This is a genomic window from Georgenia sp. TF02-10 (assembly GCF_022759505.1).
In the GTDB taxonomy this organism is placed as follows: Bacteria; Actinomycetota; Actinomycetes; order Actinomycetales; family Actinomycetaceae; genus TF02-10.
In genome coordinates this window covers 1,913,334-1,936,025 of sequence record NZ_CP094289.1, presented here as the reverse complement: position 1 = coordinate 1,936,025, position 22,692 = coordinate 1,913,334, and the positions used below count along the sequence as shown (strand labels likewise).

Below are 22,692 nucleotides of genomic sequence, written 5' to 3'. Positions count from 1 at the left end.
GGGACGCTGCCGCACGCCGGGCCGCAGGCGGGCGCCACGACGCTGCCGGGCGCTACAACGACGTCGGCTGCCCGGCCGCCGTCGGACGCCCGGCCGCCGGACACACCCCTACCCCCGCGCACCGGCGGCCGGGCCCGGTCCCGCTGGGTGGACGCCGCGCTGGCGGCCGTCTGCACCCTGGTGGTGAGCTGGCCGGTGACCGAGCTGTTCCAGAGCCAGCCGTGGGTCGGCCCGCTGGTCCTGGCCCTGGCCGTGGTGGCCGCCACCGGCGCCCTCGCCCGGGCCGGCGGTCTGCGCGCCGGCGGCGTGCTGGCGCTGCAGGTGGCGGTGGCCGGCCTGGTGGTGTGCTGGCAGCTCTTCCCCGGCGCCTACCTCTGGTACGGGCTCCCCCGCCCGGCCGTGCTGCCCGAGCTCGCCCGGCTGGGTGCGCAGGCGGTGCGCACGATCGAGATGGAGACCGTGCCGGTGCCGGCGAACGCCGGGATGGTGCTCCTCACCGTGGTCGGACTGGCGGCGGTCGGGATCGCGGTTGACGCCCTGGCCGTCACCGCCCGCTCCCCCGCCCTGGCCGGGCTGCCGCTCCTCGCCGTCGCCGTCGTCAGCGCCTCCAGCACGGGCACGGCGCAGCACCCGCGCTACTTCCTCGCGGCCGCGGTGGCATGGCTGGTGCTGCTCGCCCGGCAGGCGATCGGGCGCCTGGGCGACTGGCCCGGCGCGGCCCGCGACGGGGCGGGCGGCCCCGCACGGCGGGCGGCCCCGGCGGTGGAGGCCGCGGCGGCGGGCAGCGTGCGCCGCTACCGGTCCTGGGCCCGCCTGGTCGGCGCCGTGGCGGTCCTGGCCGCGGCCGCGGCGCCGGCGCTCGTGCCGCACCTGCCCACCACCTCCCTGCTGGACGGGCTGGGCCGGGGCGGGAGCGGGACCAGCTTCACCCGCACCCTCGACCTGGCCGAGGACCTGGGCAGCCGCAGCACCGCCCTGGTGCTCCGGTTCCGCACCGACGACCCGCGGCCGGTGCCGCTGCGGGTGACCGTGACCGACCGGTACGCCGAGGGCCGCTGGCACCCCGGCGACGGCGCGGCGGTCGGCCCGGCGGAGCCCACCGGGCCGGCCAGCCCCGCGGTGCCGGTGGAGCGGTACCAGGTCGAGGTGGAGACCAACGAGGTCCGGGCCCCGCAGATCGCCCTGCCGGCCCCGCTGCTCCGCGCCGACCTCGGCGGCCCGGACCTGCTCCTCGACGCGGCCGGCGCGGGGGTGGTCGGCGAGCAGCCGGCGGCGTACCGGGCCAGCTACTGGCGACCGGGCGGGGCGCTGCCGCCCGGGGTGGGCGCGGGGACCGGGCACGACCCGGCGGACCCGGCGCTCGCCGTCGACCCGGCCTCCGCCGAGGTCGTCGTGCCGCTCGCCGCCGAGCTGACCGCCGGGGCGACCAACGAGGTCCAGGCCGCGATGGCCATCCAGGCCTACCTGCGCAGCAGCATCTTCACCTACTCCCTCACCCTCGCCGAGGAGGTCCCCGGCCCGGACGGGGCACCGCTGGACCCGGTCAGCCACTTCCTCCAGACCCGCCAGGGCTACTGCACCCAGTTCGCGACGGCGATGGTCATGCTGGCCCGGGCGGCGGGGATCCCGGCGCGGCTGGCGGTGGGGTTCCTGCCCGGGGAGGTACAGCCCGACGGCTCTCACCTCGTGGTCGCCGCGGATGCCCATGCCTGGCCCGAGCTGGACATCGCCGGGCTGGGCTGGACCCGGTTCGAGCCGACGCCGGGCGGCCGGTCCGGGCCGGCGCCGCTGTACTTCGCGCCGGCCGGCGCCACCGGCCCCGCGACGGCACCGACCCCGGCGCCGGGGGCCACCGCCCCGGCGCCGGTGGACGACGCGACAAACCCCGTCATCGGGGACACCGGGGCGGTGGGCTGGTGGGCCGCCGCGGCCCGGCTGCGCCCGCTCGGGCTGGCGCTGCTGGTGGTGGTCGCGCTGCTCGCGGTGGTCCCCGCCGTGGGGTGGTCCCGGCGCACCGCCGGCCGGCGTCGGGCCCGGGACGAGGCCGACCGGGTGGAGGCCGAGTGGGGAGTGCTCGTCGCCGGGCTGGCGGACCTGGGGGTCACCGCCCCGCCGGCGGCCACGCCGCGCCAGGCGCGGGCGCGCTACGCCGAGGCGGCGGGCCTGGACCCGCCGGCCCTCGCCGCGCTCGGCCGGGCCGCCGACCGGCTCGAGCGGACCCGGTACGCCCCGGCCGGGCCCGAGGCCGAGGGTATGGCTCAGGACGTGCGCGCGGTGCTGCGCCGGGCGCGCCGCGGCGCTCGGTGGCCGGCGCGGGTCGCGGCCGCGCTGTGGCCGCGCAGCGGCACCGAGCCGCTGCGCGGGCTGCTCCGGCGGGCACGGCGGCGGGCGCGCTGGGAGCGGGCGGCCTGAGCCCGGCCTGAGCCGGAGGGAGTCTGGTCGACGCCGCGCCGCCCGCCCGGCGTCTGCGCCGCACCGTCCGGCACACCTGGTCGCCGGGCCTGGCGCCGTGGGACCCTCGCCGGATGGCGATCCTCCTCAACCTCATCTGGCTCGTCTTCGGCGGCGTGTGGCTGGCGCTGGGGTACCTGGTCTTCGGGGTCCTGGCCTGCCTGCTGGTGGTGACGATCCCGTTCGGGGTGGCGTCCTTCCGGATGGCCTCCTTCGCCCTGTGGCCCTTCGGCCGCACCGTCGTCGCGCGGCCGGGGGCGGGCGCCGGCTCCGCGATCGGCAACGTGATCTGGTTCCTGGTCGCCGGGCTGTGGCTGGCCATCGGGCACGTCACGACGGCCGCCGCGCAGGCGGTCACCATCGTCGGGATCCCGCTCGCGCTGGCCAACCTCAAGATGCTGCCGGTGACCGTCGTGCCGTTCGGCAAGCAGATCGTCCCCACCGGGCAGGTGCCCGCCGGCTGGGTCCCGGTGTACCAGACCGGCCAGCCGGGCGGCGTCGCCGGCCCGGGCGCGTGGGGCCGGTAGCGCCCGACCCCGGCCCGGGCTACCGCCCGGACGCGCCACCGCTGGCGCGCCTCGCCGTCGGCCCGCCGGCGTCGTCGGGCTCGTCCTGCGTGCCAGCCTCGTCCGGCCCGCCCGCCGGGCCGCCACCCGGCGCGGCCCGTCGCCGCGGCAGCGGGATCCGGTCCAGGTCCGCCGCGGCGACCACCGCCGCCGCCCCGGCGCGGGCGCGGGCCTGCGCGAGCAGGGGCGTGACGTCGGGGTAGCGGGCGGAGAAGTGGGTGAGCACCAGCCGGCCCACCCCCGCCTCGGCCGCGAGCCGACCGGCCTGCCCGGCGGTCAGGTGCCGGTACGCCTCGGCGAGGGCGGCGTCCTCGTCGGCGAAGGTCGACTCGGCCAGGAGCAGGTCCGCCTCCGCCGCCAGCTCGGCGGCGCCGTCGCACACCGCGGTGTCCATGACGACGGCGACCCGCTGCCCCCGCCGGGGGACGCTCACCTCCGCCAGGGACACCCCGCCGAGCCGGCCCGCCCGCTGGAGCCGGCCGACGTCGGGCCCGTGCAGGCCTGCCGCGGCCAGCCGGTCCGGCAGGAGGGTGCGCCCGTCCGGCTCGACCAGCCGGTAGCCGTAGGTCTCCACCCGGTGCCGCAGCGGCGCGACGTGCAGCCCCGGGACGACCTCGCCGGGCCCGCCGTGCGGGTGCCGGCGCAGGTCCAGGCCGGGCGTGGCCAGGGCGACCAGCGCCCGGACCACCTCTTCCCCGCTCGCCGGGTAGTGCAGGTGGACCGGGTGGTCGACGCCGTCGAGGACCATCCGGGAGAGCACCCCGGGCAGGCCGTAGCAGTGGTCGCCGTGCACGTGGGTGATGCAGATATGGGTGATTGCCGAGGACGGGGCCCCGGCGAGGATCATCTGCCGCTGCGTCCCCTCCCCCGGGTCGAAGAGGTAACCCTGCCCGTCCCACCGCAGCAGGTACCCGTTCTGGTTCCGGGTGCGGGTCGGCACCTGCGAGGCGGTCCCGAGGACGAGGAGGTCACGCACCAGGCAAGTGTGCCCAGCCGGGCACCGGGCCGCAGCGGGGTGCGGCCCGGCGCCCGGCCGGCGCGGCGCCCCGGCCGTCACGGCGCCCCAGCCGGGCACGGTGGGGCGGCCGGTGCACGGGTGGTGCGGCCCCGGCCCGGTGGGGCGGCGCCGGTCGCCGTCGTGCTGGGCGATGGCGGCACGACGGCGTGCGCCGGGTGGACCGGCGGCGCCACGCCGCCGCGCGGCCCCGGTCAGCCGGCGGGCTCCGCCGCCCTCGGCTTGACGACCACGTCGGGCCCGGGGAAGACGAGCGACTCGCTCGTCCCGTCCGACCAGCGGACCAGGAACGGCGCCGTGCCGCCAGGTCCACGGACCTCGATCACCTCGCCCTCGCGAACGGGGTAGCCCACGCGGGTGGACTGGACGACGATGCGGTCCCCGGTCCGGACGCGTCCACCGCCGGTATCCATGGTTGGTACCTCCACATTCCTCTCTCGTGCTGGACAGGCTGCGTCGTGGCTTGCGCGTGACTCTCAGTGTGCCGCACCTTTACCGCAGATGGGAGGCGGTCCGGCGGTCATCGTGGGGCTCGCAGCGCCGGCGCGCGGCGACCGTCGCTCGCGACGCGCGCCCGCGTCACCGCACCGCCATCCCGCTCCCCGACCACCACCGGCCCCGGGTTGCGCCCGCTCCCGCGAGGCCCTACCAAGGACCGGGGCCGACGGCACCGACGGAAGGACGCCCGTGGCGCAGCGGATCGACCGATGAGCGGCTGGCTGGCGGCCGGCGCCTGGGGCCTGCTGGGCGGGGCGGCGCTGGTCATCGGCGCGGCGCTGGCCTGGTTCGTCCGGATCCCGCGGCTGGTGGTCGCCAGCGTGATGGCCTTCGGTGCCGGGGTGCTCATCTCCGCGCTCGCGTTCGACCTCGTGGCGGAGGCCGAGGCCAGCGGCGGCCTGCCGGCCACCGTCGTCGGCTTCCTCGCCGGTGCGTCCGTCTACGTCCTGGCCAACGCCGCCCTGGCCCGCCGCGGTGCCCGGCACCGCAAGCGGTCCCAGTCCCAGCAGCCGTCGGAGGAGGAGCAGCCGGGCAGCGGCGCCGCGATCGCCGTCGGCGCCCTGCTCGACGGCGTGCCGGAGTCCGTGGTGCTGGGGGCGAGCCTGCTCGGCGGCGGCGGGGTGAGCACGACGGTCATCGCCGCCGTGTTCATCTCCAACCTCCCCGAAGGACTGTCCAGCGCCGCCGGCATGCGGGCGGCCGGGCGCAGCGCGCGCTACGTCTTCGGGGTGTGGGTGGGGATCGCCGTCGCCAGCGCGGCCGCCGCGGCGCTCGGCTACCAGCTCCTGGGGGCGGCCTCGCCGCAGGCGGTCGCGGTCATCACCGCCGTGGCGGCCGGCGCGATCCTCACCATGCTCGCCGACACCATGATCCCCGAGGCCTTCGAGCGCACCCACCTGCTCACCGGGCTGATCGCCGCGACCGGGTTCCTCGTCGCGTTCACCATCAACCGGCTCGGCGGCTGAACAGCGGCCCGCCGCGGGCCAGGCGTCAGGGCTGGGGCCAGTGCTGGCGAGCGGCTGCCTGGGACAACGTGAGGCCAGTGCTGGCGAGCGGCGCCCGGGACAGCGTGATCGCGGAAGCCACCCAGCCGGGACGGTCCCGTCGAAACGTGCACCGGTCCCGCCGAGAACGTCCACCCCGCGACCGTCGACGAACCCCTTGACGGACGGCCACCCCCGCCCTACTTTGTAGTCAACCAATCGGTTGATCAAGGAGATCGTTGACAACATGTCCGAGCCCGACGACGCCGACCTCGACCGGGCCTTCATGGCCCTGGCCGACCCCGTGCGCCGTCGCCTCATCGCCCGGCTCAGCCGTGGCCCGGCCACGGTCAACGAGCTGGCCGCCCCCTTCGAGATCAGCAAGCAGGCCGTCTCGAAGCACATCCAGGTGCTCGAGCAGGCCGGGCTGGTCACCCGCACCCGCGACGCCCAGCGCCGACCGGTGCACCTGGACCCGGCCCGGCTGGAGACGCTGACGGCGTGGATCGACCAGTACCGCCTGGTGCAGGAACGCCGGTTCCGGGGCCTCGACGCCGTGCTGCACGCACAGAGCCAACCGGGCGGGCCCACCGCCCGGCACCACCCACCCACCGAGGAGAAGAAGACATGAGCAACGCCCTGCACCTCACCGTCCCCGACGGCGTCCCCTTCATCGACTACACCCGCGAGTTCGACTTCCCGGTCGCGGAGGTCTTCCGGGCGCACGCCGACCCGGACCTGGTCAAGCTGTGGCTCGGGCCCCGCGGGTACACGATGGAGGTCGAGAGCTTCGACTTCCGCACCGGCGGGTCCTACCGCTACCGCCAGACCGACCCCGACGGCGGCACCTACGGCTTCTCCGGCGTCTACCACAAGGTCCGCGAGAACGAGTTCGCCGTGCAGACCTTCGAGTTCGACGGCTACCCGGACGTGGTGAGCATCGAGTTCCTCACCTTCGAGGACCTGGGCGGGGGCCGCAGCCGGCTGCGCGGCCGCGCCGTCTACCCCACCCAGGAGGCCCGCGACGGCATGGCGGCCAGCGGCATGGAGCAGGGGCTGGACGAGGGCTACGACCGGCTCGAGGAGCTGCTCGGCTCCCGTACGGGCACCGCCTGAGCTGCGCGGGACCCGGCCGACGGCGGCCGGGACGGGTCGGCGGGCCCGTCCCGGCCCGCCACGGGCTGAGCCAGCGGCCAGGTGCAGGTCCCCGGTCCTGGCCAGGTGGAGGTCCCCGGTCTTGGCCAGGTGGAGGTCACCACCCTCGGCGCCGTCGATCAGTGGGTGTGTCACCTCCTGGGCGTTGGCGGGCTTCGCGCGTGCGGTACGGCCGGTGGAGACCACTGTCGGAAGGCTGCGCGGCCGCCGACCGGTAGGAGAACGCCACGTCAGCACGACGGCGAGGTGGTCCGCAGCCGAGAGGAGGGACGAGGTGGAGGTCGTCGCAGTCCGGACGACTGGCATCTACTGCCTGCCAGCCTGCAGCGCACGGCCGCTGCCGCAGAACACCACCACGCTCCCCTCGGCTGCTGCCGCCGAGGTCGGCGGGTTCCGCCCGTGCCACCGCTGCCGCCCTTACCGGGTGCCGTTGGACGCCCAGGTGGCCGGCGCGCCGGATCTGGTGTGCCGGGCGGTCGCCCTGATCCTCGACGGAGCACTCGACCTCGGCGGCGAGGAGCAGCTCGCCCAGCGGGTCGGGCTGTCCGCCCGCCAGCTGCGGCGGCTCTTCGACCACAACCTCGGCGTCACCCCGACCATGCTGGCCCGGTCCGCGCGCACCCACCTCGCTCGCCGGTTGCTCGACGACACCGACCTCACCGTCGCCCAGGTGGCCTTCGCCGCCGGTTTCGGCAGCTTGAGCCAGTTCGGCCGCGACATGCGACAGGTATTCCACGACACCCCGAGCCGGCTCCGGCTGCGACGCCGCCGCCACGACCGCCTCGTCGCCGACGGCGGCCTCACCCTCCGCGTCACCCCATCTCGCGCTGTGGACTGGCCAGCCGTCGTCGCCGGACTCGCCGACAACGTCGTCCCCGGGGTGGAGTCGGTCCTCGACCAGACCTACCGACGGACGGTGACCGTCCATGGGGACGTCGGTGTCCTCGAGCTCGGAGCCAGGACGGATGGGGCAGTGGAGCTCACCGCACACCTCCCGCACTGGGAGGAGCTCGTGCACATCGTCCAAGCGGCGCGTCGGCTCCTGGGACCCGGGTCGCGGGCGCCCGCGCGACCACCGGTCCCGCGCCACCGATGGAACGCCTGGGAAGACAATGTCGTAGCAGCCGTCGCCGACGTCGTCGGCCTCCCGGAGGCCAGGCACTGCGTGGGTGTGCTGGCCAGACAGGTCGGCACCCCGGTCGGCGGTCTGCGCCTCTGGGGGCTCGACCGCACGTTCCCGAACGCCGACCAGCTGCTGGCCGCCGACCTCGACGCACTGACCCTGCCGGCGGGGGCCGGCGCTGCCCTCCACCAGCTGGCCGCAATCGCTCGGGCGAAGCATCGACGCAGACGGGCCGACGACGCCACCCAGGGCTGAGACGACCCGAGAGAGCAGCCGGCTCGCCCAGACGCGGAGCGTCGGCTCGGTGACGCCGAGCAGGTCCGCCAGCGGACATGACTGCGGAGGGCTCCGCATTACCCCTGGTAGCCGGGCGGCTGGTCGTCGGAGGTGTACGTCGGTACCGGGGTGTCTTGGTGGTCGAGGAAGGCGCGGATGCAGGCGAGCACGGTCTGGGGCTGATCGGCGTAGGTGTTGTGGCCGGCCACGGGCAGGTACACCAGCCGGGTCTCCGGCAGGACGCGGCGGTAGTCGAGAGCGGACTGCCAGCTGAGGTAGTCACAGCCGCCCTTGATCAGCAGGACCTCGACCTTCAGTCCTTCCCGGCTCAGCGCGCTGAGTCGATCGCGGATGTCGGGCGGGCGCTGGGACGTTGCCGACTGGGGGTACTGGTGGGCGTAGAACCCGGAGCCTCGGGTCGCCGGCCACGATCGCGATCGGTCGCAGTGCAGACCCGGCGCGGCTGCGGTGATGACCCGGTCGTTGCGGGCATCGGCTTCGGGGTCGGGGAAGTAGGCGTGGGCGGCGGCCGGGTTGACCTGCAGCAGCAGGTAGCCGAGCAGGGCGCGCGGGGCCGAGACCAGGCGGTAGGTGTTCATCCTTTGGCCGGTGGTGAGCCTGGCCGAGGCGCGGTCGCTGCTGCGATCGTGTGGATCGAGGGGTGCCGGTGAGCTGAGGACCAGCGCTGCGACCCGGTCGGGGTAGGCGGCCAGGTAGTTCGCGGCCAGCGCGGCCCCGTAGGAGTGGCCGACCAGGATCAGGCGCGGCGCCCGGAGGGTGCGACGGATGCTCTCCAGGTCGGCGACGTCGCGTTCGAGGCCGTACCCGCGGGGGTCGTCGAGGCGGGTCGAGGGTCCTGAGCCGAGCTGGGCGTAGGTGTAGACGGGATGGCCGAGGGTAGCCAGCTGCCCGAAGTAGGCGGCGTTCTCGGCGAGGTCGGGGATGCCGGGCCCGCCGTGGAGCACGACGATCGGGTCTTTGTGCTCCAACGGCGACGTAGTGCCAGGAGCGACCGGTGGCGGCATCTGAGACAGGTAGCCGAGTCGGGAGCCGGTGGGGAGCTGCCAGTACCGGAGATCGGTCTGAGCGGGTTCCGGCGTTCCGCTCGACAACGGGACGAGGAACGCCGTCGCCTGCAGTCCGACGACGCCGAGGGCCATCACTGCCGCAGTCCAGCGCCGGAGGCGCAGGAACCTGCGCGCACCAGCCAAGGTGGCGGCGCCCGCTGTCAGGAGCCCCGCGCTGAGGAACACGGCAGGCGCGGCAGCGAACCGGGCAGAGACCACGGTGGCGACACCACCGGCTGCCGCGGCGGCAGCAGACAGCACAACCGCCCGCAGCAGTGCTGTCGGTGTCGGCGCCGGCGGTCCGGTTCGGCGACCCGCCATGACGCCGCGGCGTCGGCCGGTCCGGCGACCCGCCGTGACGCCGCGGCGTCGGCCGGTTCGGTGACCCGTCGTGACGCCGCGGCATCGGCCGGTTCGATGGAGAGCGAGCATGATCCCCCCGGATCGGTGGCCGGTCTACGCGTCGTCGACGACTGCCCGGGGCCGCCCTCGACGGCGGGAGGTCCCGATCGGCGCGCGTGCGTTCGGGTCGGTCGGGTCCGGCTGACCGGTGGTGCAGCTGGACCTGCGCCCGTGCGGGGTGATGGGTCAGCTGGTCAGCCTGGTGGTGATGGTGGAGTAGCCGCCGCCTCCCGGGTAGTGCCAGGCGCCGGTCAGGGTGTTGCCGTCGTCGCTGAAGGTGCCTTGGTAGTAGGCCGGTGATCCCCGCTCGCCCATCCAGATGGTGAGGACGTCCTCCTCGAGCTGGTAGGTGTAGTCGAGCGTCTCGCCCTCGCCGAAGCCGTAGTAGCGCGATCTGATGTCGGCACTGGGTGGTTGGCCGTAGCCCTTCTCGTGGCCGATGACCTCGAGCCCCTTGGTCCCGCCGAGCTCGATGTGCTGCAGCAGGAAGAAGCCGCCCTCGGTCCACTCGTAGGTGACCTTCCCCTCCGCCTCGCCAGAGACGGTCCACGTGCCGACCAGCCTGTCGAGCGTCGTGAGGTCGGGATCGGGTTGCGGTGACGGCTCCGGCTGGGTGGTGCCGTCGTCGGCGTTCTGGGTCATGATTCCTCCTCGGTGCGTGCGTTTGGTGTGGTCATCGCGAGGCCTCTCCCAGGCCGGTCGTGCAGGGCAGGTCCCGCCCTGGCCGGACAGGCAGGCCGTTCTCGTCGTGGGTCAGCGCGACGTGGCTGTGGTCGCTACCCACCGCGCGGAGCCTGGCGGTCCCGCCGGCGGAGGCCGACGACGGCCACCACGGCAGCCAGCGCCCCGAACAGCAGCGGGGGTACCGGGCTGATCTGCAGGAACAGCACGTTGGTGGCTGTGGCGCCGACCATCAGCAGCACCAGCCCGCATGCGGCGAGCCGGTACAGCGGTGGGATCACCAGCCCGATCGCGCCGGCCACTTCACAGGCCCCCACCAGGAGGCGGAGACCCTGGCCAGCGCCCATGTCGGCGAACATGGTCACCATGGCCGGGTCGCCGACCAGCTTGGTCAGGCCTCCCACGAGGAACTGCAGAGCCAGGAGGCCGCGGACGATCCAGAGGGAGATGCGCAGGACCCGGCTCCTGCCGCGAGGCTGAGCCGGGATCGCTGCTGGTGGTGCGGTCATCGTCGCTCCTTGCTGCTACTCGGCGTAGGGAGGGTCGCCGGCCGGCCGGTAGTGCAGCAGCACCGTCCCGGCATCCATCACCTGCTGATCGACCAGCTCGAGCGCGAAGTCGCCGATGTCGGCGAACAGGGGCTTCTCACCCGACTCGCCGAGCACTAGGGGGAACACCAGCAGACGCAAGTGATCGACGAGTCCGGCGTTGAGCAGCTGGTGGACGAGCGTCAGACTGCCGACGGTGAGCAGGTCGTGCTCGGAGCGCCGCTTGCGGTCGCGGACTTCCTCGACGACGTCGTTCGCGCACAGCTCGACGCCGGGCCACTCCGACGTCGTGAGAGTGCGAGAGAACACCATGGTTGGCTTCTTCGACATCGTCTCCCAGCTCTCGTCGCGGTCCTCGGCCGGGAGATCCGCCATCATCTCGTAGGTTTTCCTGCCCATGACGTTGAGTCGGGGTATCGCGTCCTCCTTCGCGACCCAGTGCTCCAGGTCGGGCCCGGAGAGGCCGAAGTAGCCGGGCGAACGGGTCCCGTACGCGCTGCCATCGACGCTGATGAGCATGTCGACGATGAGCTCCGCCATGATTCCTCCTTGTGTGAAGCGCACTTCTTTGACAGCTGCGCCACGGTCGGTGCCCGGCGTCGCGGGCACCCGCTGCTCCGGACCGTCCGGACTGGTGCGACCAGGACCGTGGGCTCCGTCCTCGCCGCACCGGGCGATGGGCGAGCACCTTCGGTCACCGACATCGACCCGGCCAGACTCGAGATCTCATCGCCCGGACCTGCTCTCGGCTGCACCAGCATGGACAATCTCGGGGTCGCCGATCTCGTCATATTCGGACAACCTGCCGTGGACGGCTGCGGTGCAGTCGGGTCGGACATCGTGGCCGGTGGTGCGCCGGGGCGGCCGCGCCTCGGCTCGGCTCCCCACCGGCCGGTGGCCGGACCCGTCCCGGTCCGCCGCAGCACGGGCGAGCGGCCCCTCTCGGCGCGCCGCGCGACCTACGGACGGCCACCGGCCGTCGGAGTGCTACGGTCGTCCCGTTCTGGTGACGCAGCACACACCGGCGGCGCGGCGGCACCAGGGAGGTGCACGACACGCAAGGCAGGCCCGTCCGGTGCCGGACCCTGCCGCTGACCGGAGGGGGATCGACATGGCCGTCGCCGCAGACGCAGCCGAACGTCACCAGCCCGAAGAGCAGCACGTCCTGCGGAACTCCCGGGGCGTGCCGGTCGGCACGGACGAACCACCCAGGTGGACCCTGCCGAAGATCCTCCTGTGGGTCCTCATCTCCCTGCTCGGCGCCGCCGGGTGGACCACCCTCGCCGTCGTCCGCGGCGAGCAGGTCAACACCATCTGGTTCGTCGTCACCGCGGTGTGCACCTACGCCATCGCCTACCGGTTCTACGCCCTGTACATCCAGCGCCGGCTGATGCGCCCGGACGACCGCCGCGCCACCCCGGCCGAGCGGATCAACAACGGCAAGGACTTCGACCCCACCGACCGCCGGGTGCTGTACGGCCACCACTTCGCCGCCATCGCCGGCGCCGGCCCCCTCGTCGGCCCGGTGCTGGCCGCCCAGATGGGCTACCTGCCCGGCACGCTGTGGATCATCCTCGGCGTCATCCTCGCCGGGGCGGTGCAGGACATGCTGGTCCTGTTCTTCTCCATGCGCCGGGGCGGGCGCTCCCTGGGGCAGATGGCCAAGGACGAGATCGGGCCGTTCGGCGGCGCGGTGGCGATGGTCGTCGTCTTCGTCATGCTCATGATCGTGCTCGCCGTGCTCGCCATGGTCTGCGTCAACGCCCTGGCCGAGAGCCCCTGGGGGGTCTTCTCCGTCGGCTGCACGATCCCGATCGCCCTGTTCATGGGCGTCTACCTGCGCTACATCCGGCCCGGCCGGGTCATCGAGACGTCGGTGATCGGCTTCGTGCTGCTGCTGGCCGCCATCCTCGGCGGCAGCGTGGTGGCCGAGAGCCCCCTCGGCGAGCACCTGACCCTCTCCCCCGTCACCCTCACCTGGGCCGTGGTCATCTACGGGTTCTTCGCCGCCGTCATGCCGGTGTGGCTCATGCTCACCCCGCGCGACTACCTCTCCACCTTCATGAAGGTCGGCACGATCGTGCTGCTGGCCATCGGCATCGTCCTGGTCCGGCCGATCGCCGAGATGCCCGACGTCACCGAGTTCGCCAGCAACGGGCAGGGCCCGGTCTTCGCCGGCGCCCTGTTCCCCTTCCTGTTCATCACCATCGCCTGCGGCGCGCTCTCCGGCATGCACGCCACCGTCTCCTCCGGCACCACGCCGAAGATGGTGCAGAAGGAGAGCCAGGTCCGGATGATCGGCTACAGCGGCATGCTCATGGAGTCCTTCGTGGCGATCATGGCGCTGGCCGCCGCCGTCTCCCTCAACCAGGGCGTGTACTTCTCGATGAACATGCCCGAGGCCATGACCGAGGGCACCAGCGAGGGGGCCGCGGCCGCCGTCGCCGACCTGGCCGTCACCGACCACGCCGGCAACCCCATCGACGTGGAGTGGGAGACCGAGGTCGACGGCGAGCCGGTCACCCGGACCGGGGCCGAGGCGCTGGATGCCGTCGCCGACGACGTGGGCGAGCCCTCGGTCGTCTCGCGCACCGGCGGCGCGCCGACCCTCGCCGTCGGCATGGCGAACATCCTGCACCAGGCCATCGGCGGCAAGGCCCTGATGTCGTTCTGGTACCACTTCGCGATCATGTTCGAGGCGCTGTTCATCCTCAGCGCGGTCGACGCCGTCACGCGGGTCTCCCGGTTCATGCTCTCGGACTCCCTCGGCAACCTCATCCCCAGGTTCAAGAACCCCTCCTGGCAGGTCGGCGGCTGGATCAGCACGGCGGTGGTGGTCGCGGCGTGGGGCTCGCTGCTGCTCATGGGGGTCACCGACCCGCTCGGCGGCATCCGCACGCTCTACCCGCTGTTCGGGATCGCGAACCAGCTGATCGCCGCGGCCGCGCTGTGCCTGGTCACGGTCATGGTCGTCAACAAGGGCTACCTGAGGTGGGTGTGGATCCCGGCCCTGCCGTTCGCCTGGATCACCGCCGTCACGTTCACCGCCTCGTGGCAGAAGATCTTCTCGGCGGACCCGCAGATCGGGTACTGGGCGCAGCACGCCGACTACCGGGCGATGGTCGCGGCCGGGGACTTCCCCGACGCCCAGGCGGCCGCCGACGCCGAGGCGGTGGTGCGCAACACGGCCATCCAGGGGACGTTGTCGATCGTCTTCGTCGTGCTCATGCTGCTGCTGTTCGCGGCGGCCGCGCGGGCGGTCTACCGAGCGGTCCGGACGAAGACGTCCGTCTCCTCGGAGGACCCGTACGTGGAGTCCGGTTACTTCGCGCCCAAGCACCTCATCGCCACCCCGCTGGAGAAGCGGCTCGAGGCGGAGTACGCCGAGGTGGGGGATGCGTCGCTGCTGGCCGCCGGGCAGCATCGGGGGTAGCCGTGCGGGGATCAGGATCGAGCGTGCGGCGGCCCGCCGCCCTGGCTGACCGGGGGCGCCGGGCGTGGCGGTCGCTGCGGTGGTTCGCCCGCGAGCTCAGCGGGGAGTCCGCCTACGACAAGTACCTCGCGCACCACGCCCGGGAGCACCCCGGCGAGGCGCCGCTCACCGCTCGGCAGTTCTGGCGGCAGCGGGCCGACGAGCAGGAGCGCACGCCGCAGGCCCGGTGCTGCTGACGACGGCGGCCGGACGGCCGACGTCGGACCGGTCCTGCTGGCCGACGGCGACCGGTCGGCCGACGTGCCCCCGGCGCGGATGCCCGGACGCGGCTCCCGGCGCGGATGCCCGGGTGCACGAGCGCCCGGGGGCGCGTGCCGCGGCACGCGCTCCCGGGCGACAGCTGGTCGGGTCAGGCGACCTGGCGGGCGTGCTTGCCCTCGGCCAGCTCCTCGACCAGCTTGCTGTTGAACGCCGGCAGGTCGTCCGGGGTCCGGCTGCTGACCAGGCCCTGGTCGACGACCACCTCCTGGTCCACCCAGGTGGCGCCCGCGTTGCGGAGGTCCGTCTGCAGGCTTGGGTAGGAAGTCAGCGTCCGGCCGTGCAGCACGTCGGCGTCGGCGAGGATCCACGGGCCGTGGCAGATGGCCGCCACCGGCTTGTGCTGCTCGAAGAACGCCCGGACCAGGGCGACGGCGGCCTTGTCCATCCGGATCTTGTCGCCGTTCACCACGCCGCCGGGCAGCACGAGCCCGTCGAAGTCGTCCGCGTTGGCCTGGTCGCTCGCCAGGTCCACCGTCGCCTCGTGGCCGTTCTTGCCGGTGATCGTGCCGGACTCGGGCGAGACGAGCACCGCCTCCGCCCCGCTCGAGGTCACCGCCTCCCAGGGCGAGGTGAACTCGGAGTCCTCGAACCCGTTGGTCAGGACGAAGGCCACGCGCTTGCCGGTCAGGTCTGCCATCGTTTCGCTCTCCAATCCTCTCGGTTCAGCGCCGTCCACGTTACGTCCCGACGGCGCCGCTCGCCTCCCGCGACGAGACTCACCTAAGTTGCTCGCGAAACGGGTCGCGTGCCTCAGATGGGTTCTGCTCGCGAACCGTGGCCGCGGTGGTGGGCTGGCCGGATGGGTCGGTTGTCGATGGGTGCCAGGCGTGAGATCACCAAGCGGTACACGGCGAGCTACGCCGCGGCGGGGAAGAAGGACAAGGGCCGCATGCTCGATGAGCTGTGCGGGGCCACCGGGTGGTCGCGGGCCAACGCCCGCCGCGCGCTGGCCGCGGCCCGGGTCCGGAAGGGCCCGGCCCGGGCGGTGGTGCGCAAGCCGCGGGGGCGGGGGTACTCCTACGACGCGCTGAAGGTCCTGATCGAGGTCTGGACCCTGTGCGGGCAGCCGTGCGGGAAGTACCTGAAGGTGATCCTGGCCGAGTCCCTGGACGTGCTGCAGGCCCACGGCGAGCTGACAGCGGTGGCCGACCGGCTCACCGAGGAGGTCCGCGCCGAGGTGCTCGCGATGAGCCCGGCCACGATCGACCGCTACCTGGCCCCGACCCGGGCCGCCCGCTACCCGGGCGCCAAGGCCGCCACCAGGCCGTCGTCGACGCTGCGCAGCGAGCTGGCGGTGCGCCGCTCCACCGACGAGGCCGAGACCCGGCCCGGGTTCTTCGAGGTCGACCTGGTCGCCCACTGCGGGCACTCCCTGGCCGGGGAGCACGCCTGGACCCTGACCGGCACCGACGTGGTCACCGGGTGGACCACCAACCTGGCGATCAAGAACCGGGCGCACCGGTGGGTGGTGGCCGCCATCGACCTCCTCGCCGACACCCTGCCCTACCCCCTGGTCGGGCTGGACTCCGACAACGGCGGAGAGTTCATCAACCACCAGCTGGTGGCCTGGTGCGCCCAGCGGGCGGTGTTCATGACCCGGTCCCGGCCGCACACCTCCAACGACAACGCGCACGTGGAGCAGAAGAACGGCGACATCGTGCGCAGGAACGCCTTCCGCTACCGCTACGACACCCCCGCCGAGCTCGAGCTGCTGGGCGACTTGTGGGAGCTGGTCAACCTGCGCAAGAACTACCTGCTCCCGACCAAGAAGGTCACCGGCTGGCGCGAGACCCCCGCGGGGCGGCACGTGCGCACCTACGACGCCCCCCGCACCCCCTACCAGCGGGTCCTGGACTCCGGGGTGCTGACCGCCGAGCAGGCCGCCGAGCTGACCGCCGTGCGGGCCGAGCTCAACCCGGCCGACCTGACCCGCCGGATCACCGCCATCCAGGCCCAGCTCGAACGCCACGCCCGAGCCAAGACCCTCGCCCGCCGCGACGCCTCCTGACCGCCTACGCGAGCAGACCCAGCTGAGGCACGCGGTCCCGTTTCGCGAGCACCTTGACATGAGGCACCACGCCCGGACGCGGGCACGCCGCCCGCCGGCCGCCCGCCGCCGGGCCCGCCCGGCCCGGATCAGGTCAGGTCCCAGAGCAGGCGGTAGTAGGCGATGCGCTCCGGGTCCGGCTCGACCCCGTACGCGTCGTAGAGGACGCCCTCGTAGCCCGGGCCGTAGTTCCACTCAGTGCTCCAGGCCGCGACCGCGAGGTCGGCCCACCGGTCGGCCACCCCGAGCGACCCGAGGTCCACGTGTCCGGCGACTGTGCCGTCGTCGTTCAGCAGCGTGTTCGGTGCGCAGGCGTCGCCGTGGCAGACGACGAGCCGGTCGACGGGCGGCGGGTCCCCGAGCCGCTCCGCCGCGTCGTCCGCCGCACGCTCGGCGGCCCGGGCGAGCCGTCAGCCGACGCCCCAGTCGAACGGGCACTCCGCCACCGGCAGGGCGTCGTGGAACCGGCGCAGCCCGGCGCCGACGGCGGCAGCGGCGGTGGCCGGCTCGGCGAGCCACCGCGGGTCCACCGCCGAGCGGCCCGGGACCGCCGCGGTGACCAGCCAGGCGCCGTCGGCGTCCGCCCCGCCGTCGAGCACCCGCGGGACCCGGACCCACCGCCGCGCCCAGGCCAGCCGCTCGGCCTCGGCCGGCAGGTCGATCTCGGGCGTGCCCGCGGCGACCCACTTGACGTACCGCGCCGCGCCGTCGGCTCCCTCGACGCGGAAGGTCAGGCCGCCCAGCTCGTTGCGCCACACCGGCACCAGGACGCCGTCGCCGGCCACGGCCCGGACGGCGGCGGGGACGGTGACCGGGCCGGTGGGGACGCTGGCGATGGGAGGACGGCTCACGGGTACCGATCCTCCCAGCCGCCCGCCCTGCGGGAGCACCACCGCCTTGTTAGCGTCGGGGCACGAGCCGCCTCGTCGAGGAGGGAGCGCCATGAGAGCGAAGGACCGACCGAGCCCGCTGCAGCCGGCCGGGGAGGGCAAGGGCCTGTGGCTGGCCACCCTGGAGCAGGGCGCGAACCTGCTCCAGGAGCCCGCGCCGCTGGCGAAGTTCGACGTCTACGTCGTCGGGTTCCACCCGGCCAAGGACGACCCGTCGATGCAGATGGAGGCGCACCACTTCTGCCGGGTGGTCAACGACGACTTCATCCAGGCCGCGCTGTTCGACGGGAACACCGAGACCGCAAACCTCATCGGCATCGAGTACATCATCTCCGAGCGCCTCTTCGAGACGCTGCCGGCGGAGGAGCGGGCCTACTGGCACCCGCACAACTTCGAGATCCTCTCCGGCCAGCTCGTCGCGCCCGGCCTGCCCGCGGTCGCCGAGAAGGCGCTGATGAAGCGGCTCATGAACAGTTACGGCAAGACCTGGCACACCTGGCACACCGGCCGGCACGACGCGGGCGGGGGGCACACGCTGCCGCTGGGCGACCCGATGCTCATGTGGTCCTTCAACCGGGACGGCGAGTGCGACCCCGCCCTCGAGCAGGACCGGGAGGCCGCGATGGACCTCGACACGCCGCGCACCCGCGAGCAGCGGCAGGACCTCGTCGAGCAGGCCCACCCGCAGCACGGCGTGGACGCGCTCGCTGGACGGTTCCCCGGCGCCACGCCGGTCCCGGGAGTCGTCGACGTCGGCGCGGCGGGGAGCGCGGGCGCCGCTGGCTGACGGCGAGGTGCCGATCCCGACGGCGGCGCCGCGTGAGCCGGCGCCGCGAGCGGGGCTCGAGCGCCGGCGGTTGATCGGAGTCGCCGCCGCGCTGGGGGCTGACCCGGGTCAGCCCCCGCTCGCCGGACGGCTCGGCCCGGTGAGCGCGGCCAGGAGACGCGCGGTGGTGTCGGCGTCGATCGCCTCGCGGCTCAGCGCGCGGAGCAGGACGGCGCCGACGAGCGCCTCGCTGATCTCGCGCAGCGGGGCGTCGGGCGCGAGCTGCCCGGCCCGGACGGCGGCCGCCAGCCGGGCGATGAGCGTGGAGTCCCCGCCGAGGCTGGCGCGCAGCCGCCGGCCGACGTCGGCGTGCTCGGCGGCGGCGGCGATCAGGGACCGCATGAGCGCCTCCCCGCCGGGTTGTTGCAGGAGTTGGAAGATGCGGTCCAGCCAGGCGGTCAGGTCCGTCCGGAGGTCGCCGGTGTCGGTCGGGGTCACGGCGTCCGGCAGGATGCGGCCCTCGAGGAGGCAGTCGGCGATGAGGGCGCCCTTGGACGGCCACCACCGGTAGACGGTCTGCTTCCCGGTGCCGGCCCGGGCGGCGATCCCCTCGATCGTGAGCTGGTCGTACCCGCGCTCCTCGAACAGGTGCGCGGTGGCGTCGAGGATGGCGTTCCGGGCCGCCGCGCTGCGGACCGGCCCGCTGTGGTGCCGCTCGCTGTGCTGCTGGGACATTCCTCACATCCTCCGTTCGGGCCCGGCTCGGTCCACGGCGTTGATGAGACGTACCGTATCGTCAACGCGGCATCAACCTACGGGAGGCACCGGACCATGGCAGAACTGCTCTACCGGCTGGGAAAGCTGTCCGCGCGACGCGCGTGGGTCGTGATCGTCTCCTGGCTGGTGGTCCTGGCTGCCGCGGCAGGCGGGTTCCTGGCCGGCTTCCAGAGCCTCGCCACGAACTTCGACATCCCCGGCACCGCCTCCGGCGAGGTGACCGAGGAGCTGGAGCAGAAGCTGCCCGACTTCAGCGGCGCCTCCGGCCTGGTCGTCTTCACGACGACGGACGACTCACCCCTCAGCGACGCCCAGCGCGAGCAAATCACCGCGCTGGCCAGCGACGCGGGCGACCTCCCGGACGTGGCGGAGGTGGTGGACCCCTTCGCCACCGAGCAGCAGCTCGCCGACCAGCGCCAGCAGCTGGAGGAGGGCCGCGCCCAGATCACCGACGGGCAGGCGCAGCTCGACGCCGGACGGGCGCAGCTCGAGGCCGGCCTGGAGCAGCTCGACGCGGGGCAGGCCCAGCTCGACGCGGCCCGGGAGCAGGCCGCGGCCGCCGGCGCGCCCACCGCCCAGCTCGACGCGCAGCAGGCCCAGCTCGACGCCCAGCGCCAGACGGTCGAGCAGCAGCAGGCGCAGCTGGAGGAGCAGCAGGCGCAGCTGGACGCGGGCAGGCAGGAGGCGGAGCTCGGCACCGAGCTGCTCGACCTCTCCGGGGGCATCCGGACGGTGTCGGAGGACGGCTCCACGGCCGTGGTCAACGTCGCCTTCTCCGAGCCGCGCCTGGAGCTGGCCGAGGAGTCCAAGCAGGCGGTGATCGAGCACTTCGAGTCCGAGCCGGTCGACGGCGTCGAGGTCTCCTTCTCCACCGACATCGCCCAGGGCGTGCCGCAGATCTTCGGCGTGGGCGAGGCGGTCGGCGTGGCCGTGGCCGCCGTCGTGCTGCTGGTCATGCTCGGGTCCCTGCTGGCCGCGGTGCTGCCCCTGGTCACCGCGATCCTCGGTGTCGGCATCGCCGTCCTCGCCACCCTCGCCTTCTCCGGCGTCGTGGACATGACCTCCGTCACCCCCGTGCTCGGGGTGATGCTGGGCCTCGCCGTCGGAATCGACTACTCCCTGTTCATCATCAACCGGCACCGCCGGCAGCTCCTCGGCGGCGCGCCGGTGGTCGAGTCGATCGGGCTGGCCAACGGCACCGCCGGCAACGCCGTCGTGTTCGCCGGGACCACCGTCATCGTCGCGCTGCTGGCCCTGAACGTCACCGGCGTGCCGTTCCTGGGGGTGATGGGCGTCGTCGGCGCGGTCGCCGTCGCCGTCGCCGTGCTGCTGGCGATCACCATGACGCCCGCCCTCCTCGGGCTCGCCGGGCGGCGCCTGCTCGGCCGGAAGGCCCGGTCCCGGCTGGCCAACGGCGGGCACCGGCCCCCGCCGAGCGTGCGCCCGATGCCGACGTGGCGGGCGGTGCTCACCGCCGTCGTCACCGTCGCCGGCCTGCTGGTGATCGCGATCCCGGCCCTGTCCATGCGGCTCGGCCTGCCCGACGGTTCCACCGAGCCCGTCGGGTCGGCCTCCTACGACGCATTCATGACGGTGGAGGAGAAGTTCGGCGCGGGCACCAACGGCCCCCTCCTGGTCGCCGCCGACCTGCCCGGCTCGGTCGCCGAGGAGGACCTCCTCGAGACCCAGGTCACCATCGCCCGGGAGATCGCCGCCCAGGACGACGTGGCCGCCGTCGCCCCGATCGCCGTCTCCGAGGACAACGCGCTCGCCGCCTTCCAGGTCATCCCGGAGGACGGCCCGAACAGCGAGAGCACCGAACAGCTCGTCCGCGACCTGCGCAGCCTCCCCCCGGTCGACGGGGACATCACCCTCGGCGTCGCCGGTCAGGCGGCGATCAACATCGACATCTCCGAGAGCCTGCTGGAGGTGCTGCCGACCTACCTCCTCGTCGTCGTCGGTCTGTCCCTGCTCATCATGATCGGCGTGTTCCGGTCGATCCTCGTCCCGGTCGTCGCCACCGGCGGGTTCGTGCTGTCCCTGTTCGCCACCTACGGCGCGACCGTCGCCGTGTTCCAGTGGGGGTGGCTCGCGGACGTCCTGGGCATCCACAGCACCGGCCCGATCCTGAGCTTCCTGCCGGTCATCCTCGTCGGCATCCTGTTCGGCCTGGCGATGGACTACCAGCTCTTCCTCGCCTCCGGGATGCGCGAGGCCTACGTCCACGGCTCCCCGGCCCGGCTCGCCGTCGCCCAGGGGTTCCGCGCGGGCCGCTCCGTCGTCATCGCCGCCGCGCTGATCATGGCGTCGGTGTTCGGCGGGTTCGTGTTCTCCGAGTCCACCATCATCCGATCGGTGGGCTTCGGGCTCGCCGTCGGCGTCCTCCTCGACGCCTTCGTCGTCCGCATGCTCCTCATGCCCGCCCTGCTGCACCTCCTCGGCCGCAGCGCCTGGTGGCTCCCCCGCTGGCTGGACCGGATCATCCCCAACGTGGACGTGGAGGGCGCCGCCCTGGAGCGCCGGCACCACCTCCCCTGAGCCGAGCCGGTCCGCCGGGCACCTGCGCCCGGGCCGGTCCGTCGGTGATCCGGGCCGGTCTGCCCGTCGCCTGCGCCGGTCCGTCGGGCAGCTGCGCCCGGGCCGGTCCGCCGGTGATCCGGGCCGGTCTGCCCGTCGCCTGCGCCGATCCGCCGGTCAGCTGCGCCCGGGCCGGCCCGCCGGCCTCCCCGCCGGCTGCCGCCCGACGCCGGCCGCGGGGCCCGGGGCGGCGGGCGCCCGGCCCAGGGCGGTCCACGGCGTGGGCCGCCGGGCGGCGGCGAGGGCGGCCGGCGGCTCGCCGGCGTACCGGACGACGTCGCGGGTCAGGTGGCTCTGGTCGGCGTAGCCGTGCCGGGCGGCGATCTCGGCCACCGGCAGCCGGCCGAGGTCGGCGGTCGCCGCCTCGAAGCGGACGACGCCGGCCGCCTGCTTGGGCGTCAGGCCCACCTCCGCCCGGAACACCGTCGTGACGTGCCGGTGGCTCCAGCCGGTCTCGGCGACGAGGTCGCCGATCCGGGCCTGCCCGCCGCTGGCCCGGATCTGCCGCCACAGCCGTGCCACCCAGGCCGGGGGCACGCCGTCGGCGCGTGCCACCTGCCGGACGAGCGCGTCCTCGACCAGCGCGAACCGTTCGGCCCAGGTGGCCGCGGCCGCGAGGCGGTCGGCCAGGGCGGCCAGCCCCGGGACGACGTCGTCCGCCGCCACCACCCGGCGTGCCACCTCGCTGCCCGGGACGCCGAGGACCCGGCGGGCCCCGAGCGGGGTGAGGTAGACCTGCACGCAGTCCTGGCCGCCGTCGAACCGGGTGCTCGCGTGGCCGGTGGATATCCCGGCGAGGAACGACCGGTAGGACCGGCCGGCGCCGGTGCCGTCCGCGAGCGCGTCGACCGTCAGGGGGTTGCCGAACGAGACCACCAGGGGCAGCAGGGTCCCGGCCGGCTGCCGGCGGCGGACGACGCCCGGCGCGCGCTCGGACATCCCCACCACGCCGGCCACCAGCCCGGCGAGCGCCGGTGCGGGGCGGTGCCGGACGAGGTCGATCCGGCGGGCCTGGTCCCTCTCGGTGCGGCGGGCCTGGTCCGTCTCGGTGCGGCGGGCCTGGTCCGTCTCGGTGCGGCGGGCCTGGTCCGTCTCGCGGTGATCCCCGGCCATGCC

The 22,692-nt window shown here is 74.2% G+C and carries 20 protein-coding genes and 1 pseudogene; 11 read left to right on the top strand and 10 right to left on the bottom strand.

Going from position 1 to position 22,692, the window contains the following annotated elements; all coding sequences use genetic code 11:
- The first annotated feature begins 147 nt into the window (after positions 1-147).
- Positions 148-2,412, top strand: a complete 2,265-nt coding sequence (locus tag MF406_RS08710; RefSeq protein ID WP_242897625.1) for a transglutaminaseTgpA domain-containing protein — start codon at positions 148-150, stop codon at positions 2,410-2,412.
- A 113-nt stretch (positions 2,413-2,525) separates the two neighbouring features.
- Complete coding sequence (locus tag MF406_RS08705) at positions 2,526-2,978, top strand: YccF domain-containing protein (protein ID WP_242897624.1); 453 nt, start codon at positions 2,526-2,528, stop codon at positions 2,976-2,978.
- 19 nt (positions 2,979-2,997) lie between these two features.
- On the opposite strand, the gene MF406_RS08700 is transcribed toward MF406_RS08705, so the two are convergent.
- Together MF406_RS08700 and MF406_RS08695 are read right to left on the bottom strand one after the other, a co-directional pair.
- Positions 2,998-3,993: a ribonuclease Z gene (locus tag MF406_RS08700; RefSeq protein ID WP_242897623.1), complete on the bottom strand. Its 996-nt coding sequence runs from the start codon at positions 3,991-3,993 to the stop codon at positions 2,998-3,000.
- Positions 3,994-4,226: 233 nt separating this feature from the next.
- Complete coding sequence (locus MF406_RS08695) at positions 4,227-4,445, bottom strand: DUF1918 domain-containing protein (protein ID WP_242897622.1); 219 nt, start codon at positions 4,443-4,445, stop codon at positions 4,227-4,229.
- 294 nt (positions 4,446-4,739) lie between these two features.
- Between MF406_RS08695 and MF406_RS08690 the strand changes: the two genes are divergently transcribed.
- The 4 genes from MF406_RS08690 (at position 4,740) to MF406_RS08675 (ending at position 8,046) form a co-directional block, all read left to right on the top strand.
- Entirely contained in the window at positions 4,740-5,495 is a 756-nt protein-coding gene (locus MF406_RS08690; protein ID WP_242897621.1) for a ZIP family metal transporter, read from the top strand.
- Between the two features lie 265 nt (positions 5,496-5,760).
- A complete protein-coding gene (locus tag MF406_RS08685) occupies positions 5,761-6,144 on the top strand; it encodes a helix-turn-helix transcriptional regulator (RefSeq protein ID WP_242897620.1) in 384 nt (127 codons plus the stop codon).
- Positions 6,141-6,629, top strand: a complete 489-nt coding sequence (locus MF406_RS08680; RefSeq protein WP_242897619.1) for an SRPBCC family protein — start codon at positions 6,141-6,143, stop codon at positions 6,627-6,629. The genes MF406_RS08685 and MF406_RS08680 overlap by 4 nt, the downstream gene beginning before the upstream one ends.
- Before the next feature lie 313 nt (positions 6,630-6,942).
- Positions 6,943-8,046 carry a helix-turn-helix domain-containing protein gene (locus MF406_RS08675; RefSeq protein ID WP_242897618.1) on the top strand — a complete coding sequence of 368 codons (1,104 nt, stop codon included), beginning with the start codon at positions 6,943-6,945 and terminating at the stop codon, positions 8,044-8,046.
- A 98-nt stretch (positions 8,047-8,144) separates the two neighbouring features.
- On the opposite strand, the gene MF406_RS08670 is transcribed toward MF406_RS08675, so the two are convergent.
- From MF406_RS08670 to MF406_RS08655, 4 genes are all read right to left on the bottom strand, one after another.
- Positions 8,145-9,056, bottom strand: a complete 912-nt coding sequence (locus MF406_RS08670) for an alpha/beta fold hydrolase (protein WP_242897617.1) — start codon at positions 9,054-9,056, stop codon at positions 8,145-8,147.
- A gap of 666 nt (positions 9,057-9,722) precedes the next feature.
- On the bottom strand, positions 9,723-10,178 hold the full coding sequence (locus tag MF406_RS08665) for a hypothetical protein (RefSeq protein ID WP_242897616.1): 456 nt from the start codon (positions 10,176-10,178) through the stop codon (positions 9,723-9,725).
- A 134-nt stretch (positions 10,179-10,312) separates the two neighbouring features.
- Positions 10,313-10,726, bottom strand: a complete 414-nt coding sequence (locus tag MF406_RS08660; RefSeq protein WP_242897615.1) for a DoxX family protein — start codon at positions 10,724-10,726, stop codon at positions 10,313-10,315.
- Positions 10,727-10,741: 15 nt separating this feature from the next.
- Positions 10,742-11,305 carry a dihydrofolate reductase family protein gene (locus MF406_RS08655; protein WP_242897614.1) on the bottom strand — a complete coding sequence of 188 codons (564 nt, stop codon included), beginning with the start codon at positions 11,303-11,305 and terminating at the stop codon, positions 10,742-10,744.
- A gap of 571 nt (positions 11,306-11,876) precedes the next feature.
- On the opposite strand from MF406_RS08655, the gene MF406_RS08650 reads away from it, so the two are divergent.
- Complete coding sequence (locus MF406_RS08650) at positions 11,877-14,198, top strand: carbon starvation CstA family protein (RefSeq protein ID WP_242897613.1); 2,322 nt, start codon at positions 11,877-11,879, stop codon at positions 14,196-14,198.
- Positions 14,199-14,221: 23 nt separating this feature from the next.
- Complete coding sequence (locus MF406_RS08645) at positions 14,222-14,434, top strand: YbdD/YjiX family protein (RefSeq protein ID WP_242897612.1); 213 nt, start codon at positions 14,222-14,224, stop codon at positions 14,432-14,434.
- Between the two features lie 173 nt (positions 14,435-14,607).
- Here MF406_RS08645 and MF406_RS08640 read toward each other — a convergent pair whose 3' ends face one another.
- Positions 14,608-15,156: a type 1 glutamine amidotransferase domain-containing protein gene (locus MF406_RS08640; protein ID WP_242897611.1), complete on the bottom strand. Its 549-nt coding sequence runs from the start codon at positions 15,154-15,156 to the stop codon at positions 14,608-14,610.
- A 177-nt stretch (positions 15,157-15,333) separates the two neighbouring features.
- Here MF406_RS08640 and MF406_RS08635 point away from each other — a divergent pair, with 177 nt between their 5' ends.
- Positions 15,334-16,527 (top strand): transposase family protein, encoded by a 1,194-nt coding sequence (locus tag MF406_RS08635; RefSeq protein WP_242894381.1) that lies wholly within the window; start codon positions 15,334-15,336, stop codon positions 16,525-16,527.
- A 128-nt stretch (positions 16,528-16,655) separates the two neighbouring features.
- Here the strand turns inward: MF406_RS08635 and MF406_RS08630 are convergent.
- Positions 16,656-17,510, bottom strand: a pseudogene (locus tag MF406_RS08630) (phosphotransferase).
- Between MF406_RS08630 and MF406_RS08625 the strand changes: the two are divergent.
- On the top strand, positions 17,509-18,243 hold the full coding sequence (locus MF406_RS08625; protein WP_242897610.1) for an OBAP family protein: 735 nt from the start codon (positions 17,509-17,511) through the stop codon (positions 18,241-18,243). The pseudogene MF406_RS08630 and the gene MF406_RS08625 overlap by 2 nt on opposite strands.
- Positions 18,244-18,351: 108 nt before the next feature.
- Here the strand turns inward: MF406_RS08625 and MF406_RS08620 are convergent, their stop codons facing one another.
- Positions 18,352-18,957: a TetR/AcrR family transcriptional regulator gene (locus MF406_RS08620; protein ID WP_242897609.1), complete on the bottom strand. Its 606-nt coding sequence runs from the start codon at positions 18,955-18,957 to the stop codon at positions 18,352-18,354.
- 96 nt (positions 18,958-19,053) lie between these two features.
- On the opposite strand from MF406_RS08620, the gene MF406_RS08615 reads away from it, so the two are divergent.
- Positions 19,054-21,537, top strand: coding sequence for an MMPL family transporter (locus MF406_RS08615; protein ID WP_242897608.1), 2,484 nt, complete (start codon positions 19,054-19,056; stop codon positions 21,535-21,537).
- Between the two features lie 156 nt (positions 21,538-21,693).
- On the opposite strand, the gene MF406_RS08610 is transcribed toward MF406_RS08615, so the two are convergent.
- Positions 21,694-22,689, bottom strand: coding sequence for a helix-turn-helix domain-containing protein (locus tag MF406_RS08610; RefSeq protein WP_242897607.1), 996 nt, complete (start codon positions 22,687-22,689; stop codon positions 21,694-21,696).
- Positions 22,690-22,692 lie beyond the last annotated feature (3 nt).

What these genes read in the sequence shown, in the direction of transcription:
- MF406_RS08705 (WP_242897624.1), top strand. Translation starts at nt 2,526, where the DNA reads ATGGCGATCCTCCTCAACCTCATCTGGCTCGTCTTCGGCGGCGTGTGG.
- MF406_RS08695 (WP_242897622.1), bottom strand. Translation starts at nt 4,445, where the DNA reads ATGGATACCGGCGGTGGACGCGTCCGGACCGGGGACCGCATCGTCGTC.
- MF406_RS08690 (WP_242897621.1), top strand. Translation starts at nt 4,740, where the DNA reads ATGAGCGGCTGGCTGGCGGCCGGCGCCTGGGGCCTGCTGGGCGGGGCG.
- MF406_RS08685 (WP_242897620.1), top strand. Translation starts at nt 5,761, where the DNA reads ATGTCCGAGCCCGACGACGCCGACCTCGACCGGGCCTTCATGGCCCTG.
- MF406_RS08680 (WP_242897619.1), top strand. Translation starts at nt 6,141, where the DNA reads ATGAGCAACGCCCTGCACCTCACCGTCCCCGACGGCGTCCCCTTCATC.
- MF406_RS08665 (WP_242897616.1), bottom strand. Translation starts at nt 10,178, where the DNA reads ATGACCCAGAACGCCGACGACGGCACCACCCAGCCGGAGCCGTCACCG.
- MF406_RS08660 (WP_242897615.1), bottom strand. Translation starts at nt 10,726, where the DNA reads ATGACCGCACCACCAGCAGCGATCCCGGCTCAGCCTCGCGGCAGGAGC.
- MF406_RS08655 (WP_242897614.1), bottom strand. Translation starts at nt 11,305, where the DNA reads ATGGCGGAGCTCATCGTCGACATGCTCATCAGCGTCGATGGCAGCGCG.
- MF406_RS08650 (WP_242897613.1), top strand. Translation starts at nt 11,877, where the DNA reads ATGGCCGTCGCCGCAGACGCAGCCGAACGTCACCAGCCCGAAGAGCAG.
- MF406_RS08640 (WP_242897611.1), bottom strand. Translation starts at nt 15,156, where the DNA reads ATGGCAGACCTGACCGGCAAGCGCGTGGCCTTCGTCCTGACCAACGGG.
- MF406_RS08635 (WP_242894381.1), top strand. Translation starts at nt 15,334, where the DNA reads ATGGGTGCCAGGCGTGAGATCACCAAGCGGTACACGGCGAGCTACGCC.
- MF406_RS08625 (WP_242897610.1), top strand. Translation starts at nt 17,509, where the DNA reads ATGAGAGCGAAGGACCGACCGAGCCCGCTGCAGCCGGCCGGGGAGGGC.
- MF406_RS08620 (WP_242897609.1), bottom strand. Translation starts at nt 18,957, where the DNA reads ATGTCCCAGCAGCACAGCGAGCGGCACCACAGCGGGCCGGTCCGCAGC.
- MF406_RS08615 (WP_242897608.1), top strand. Translation starts at nt 19,054, where the DNA reads ATGGCAGAACTGCTCTACCGGCTGGGAAAGCTGTCCGCGCGACGCGCG.
- MF406_RS08610 (WP_242897607.1), bottom strand. Translation starts at nt 22,689, where the DNA reads ATGGCCGGGGATCACCGCGAGACGGACCAGGCCCGCCGCACCGAGACG.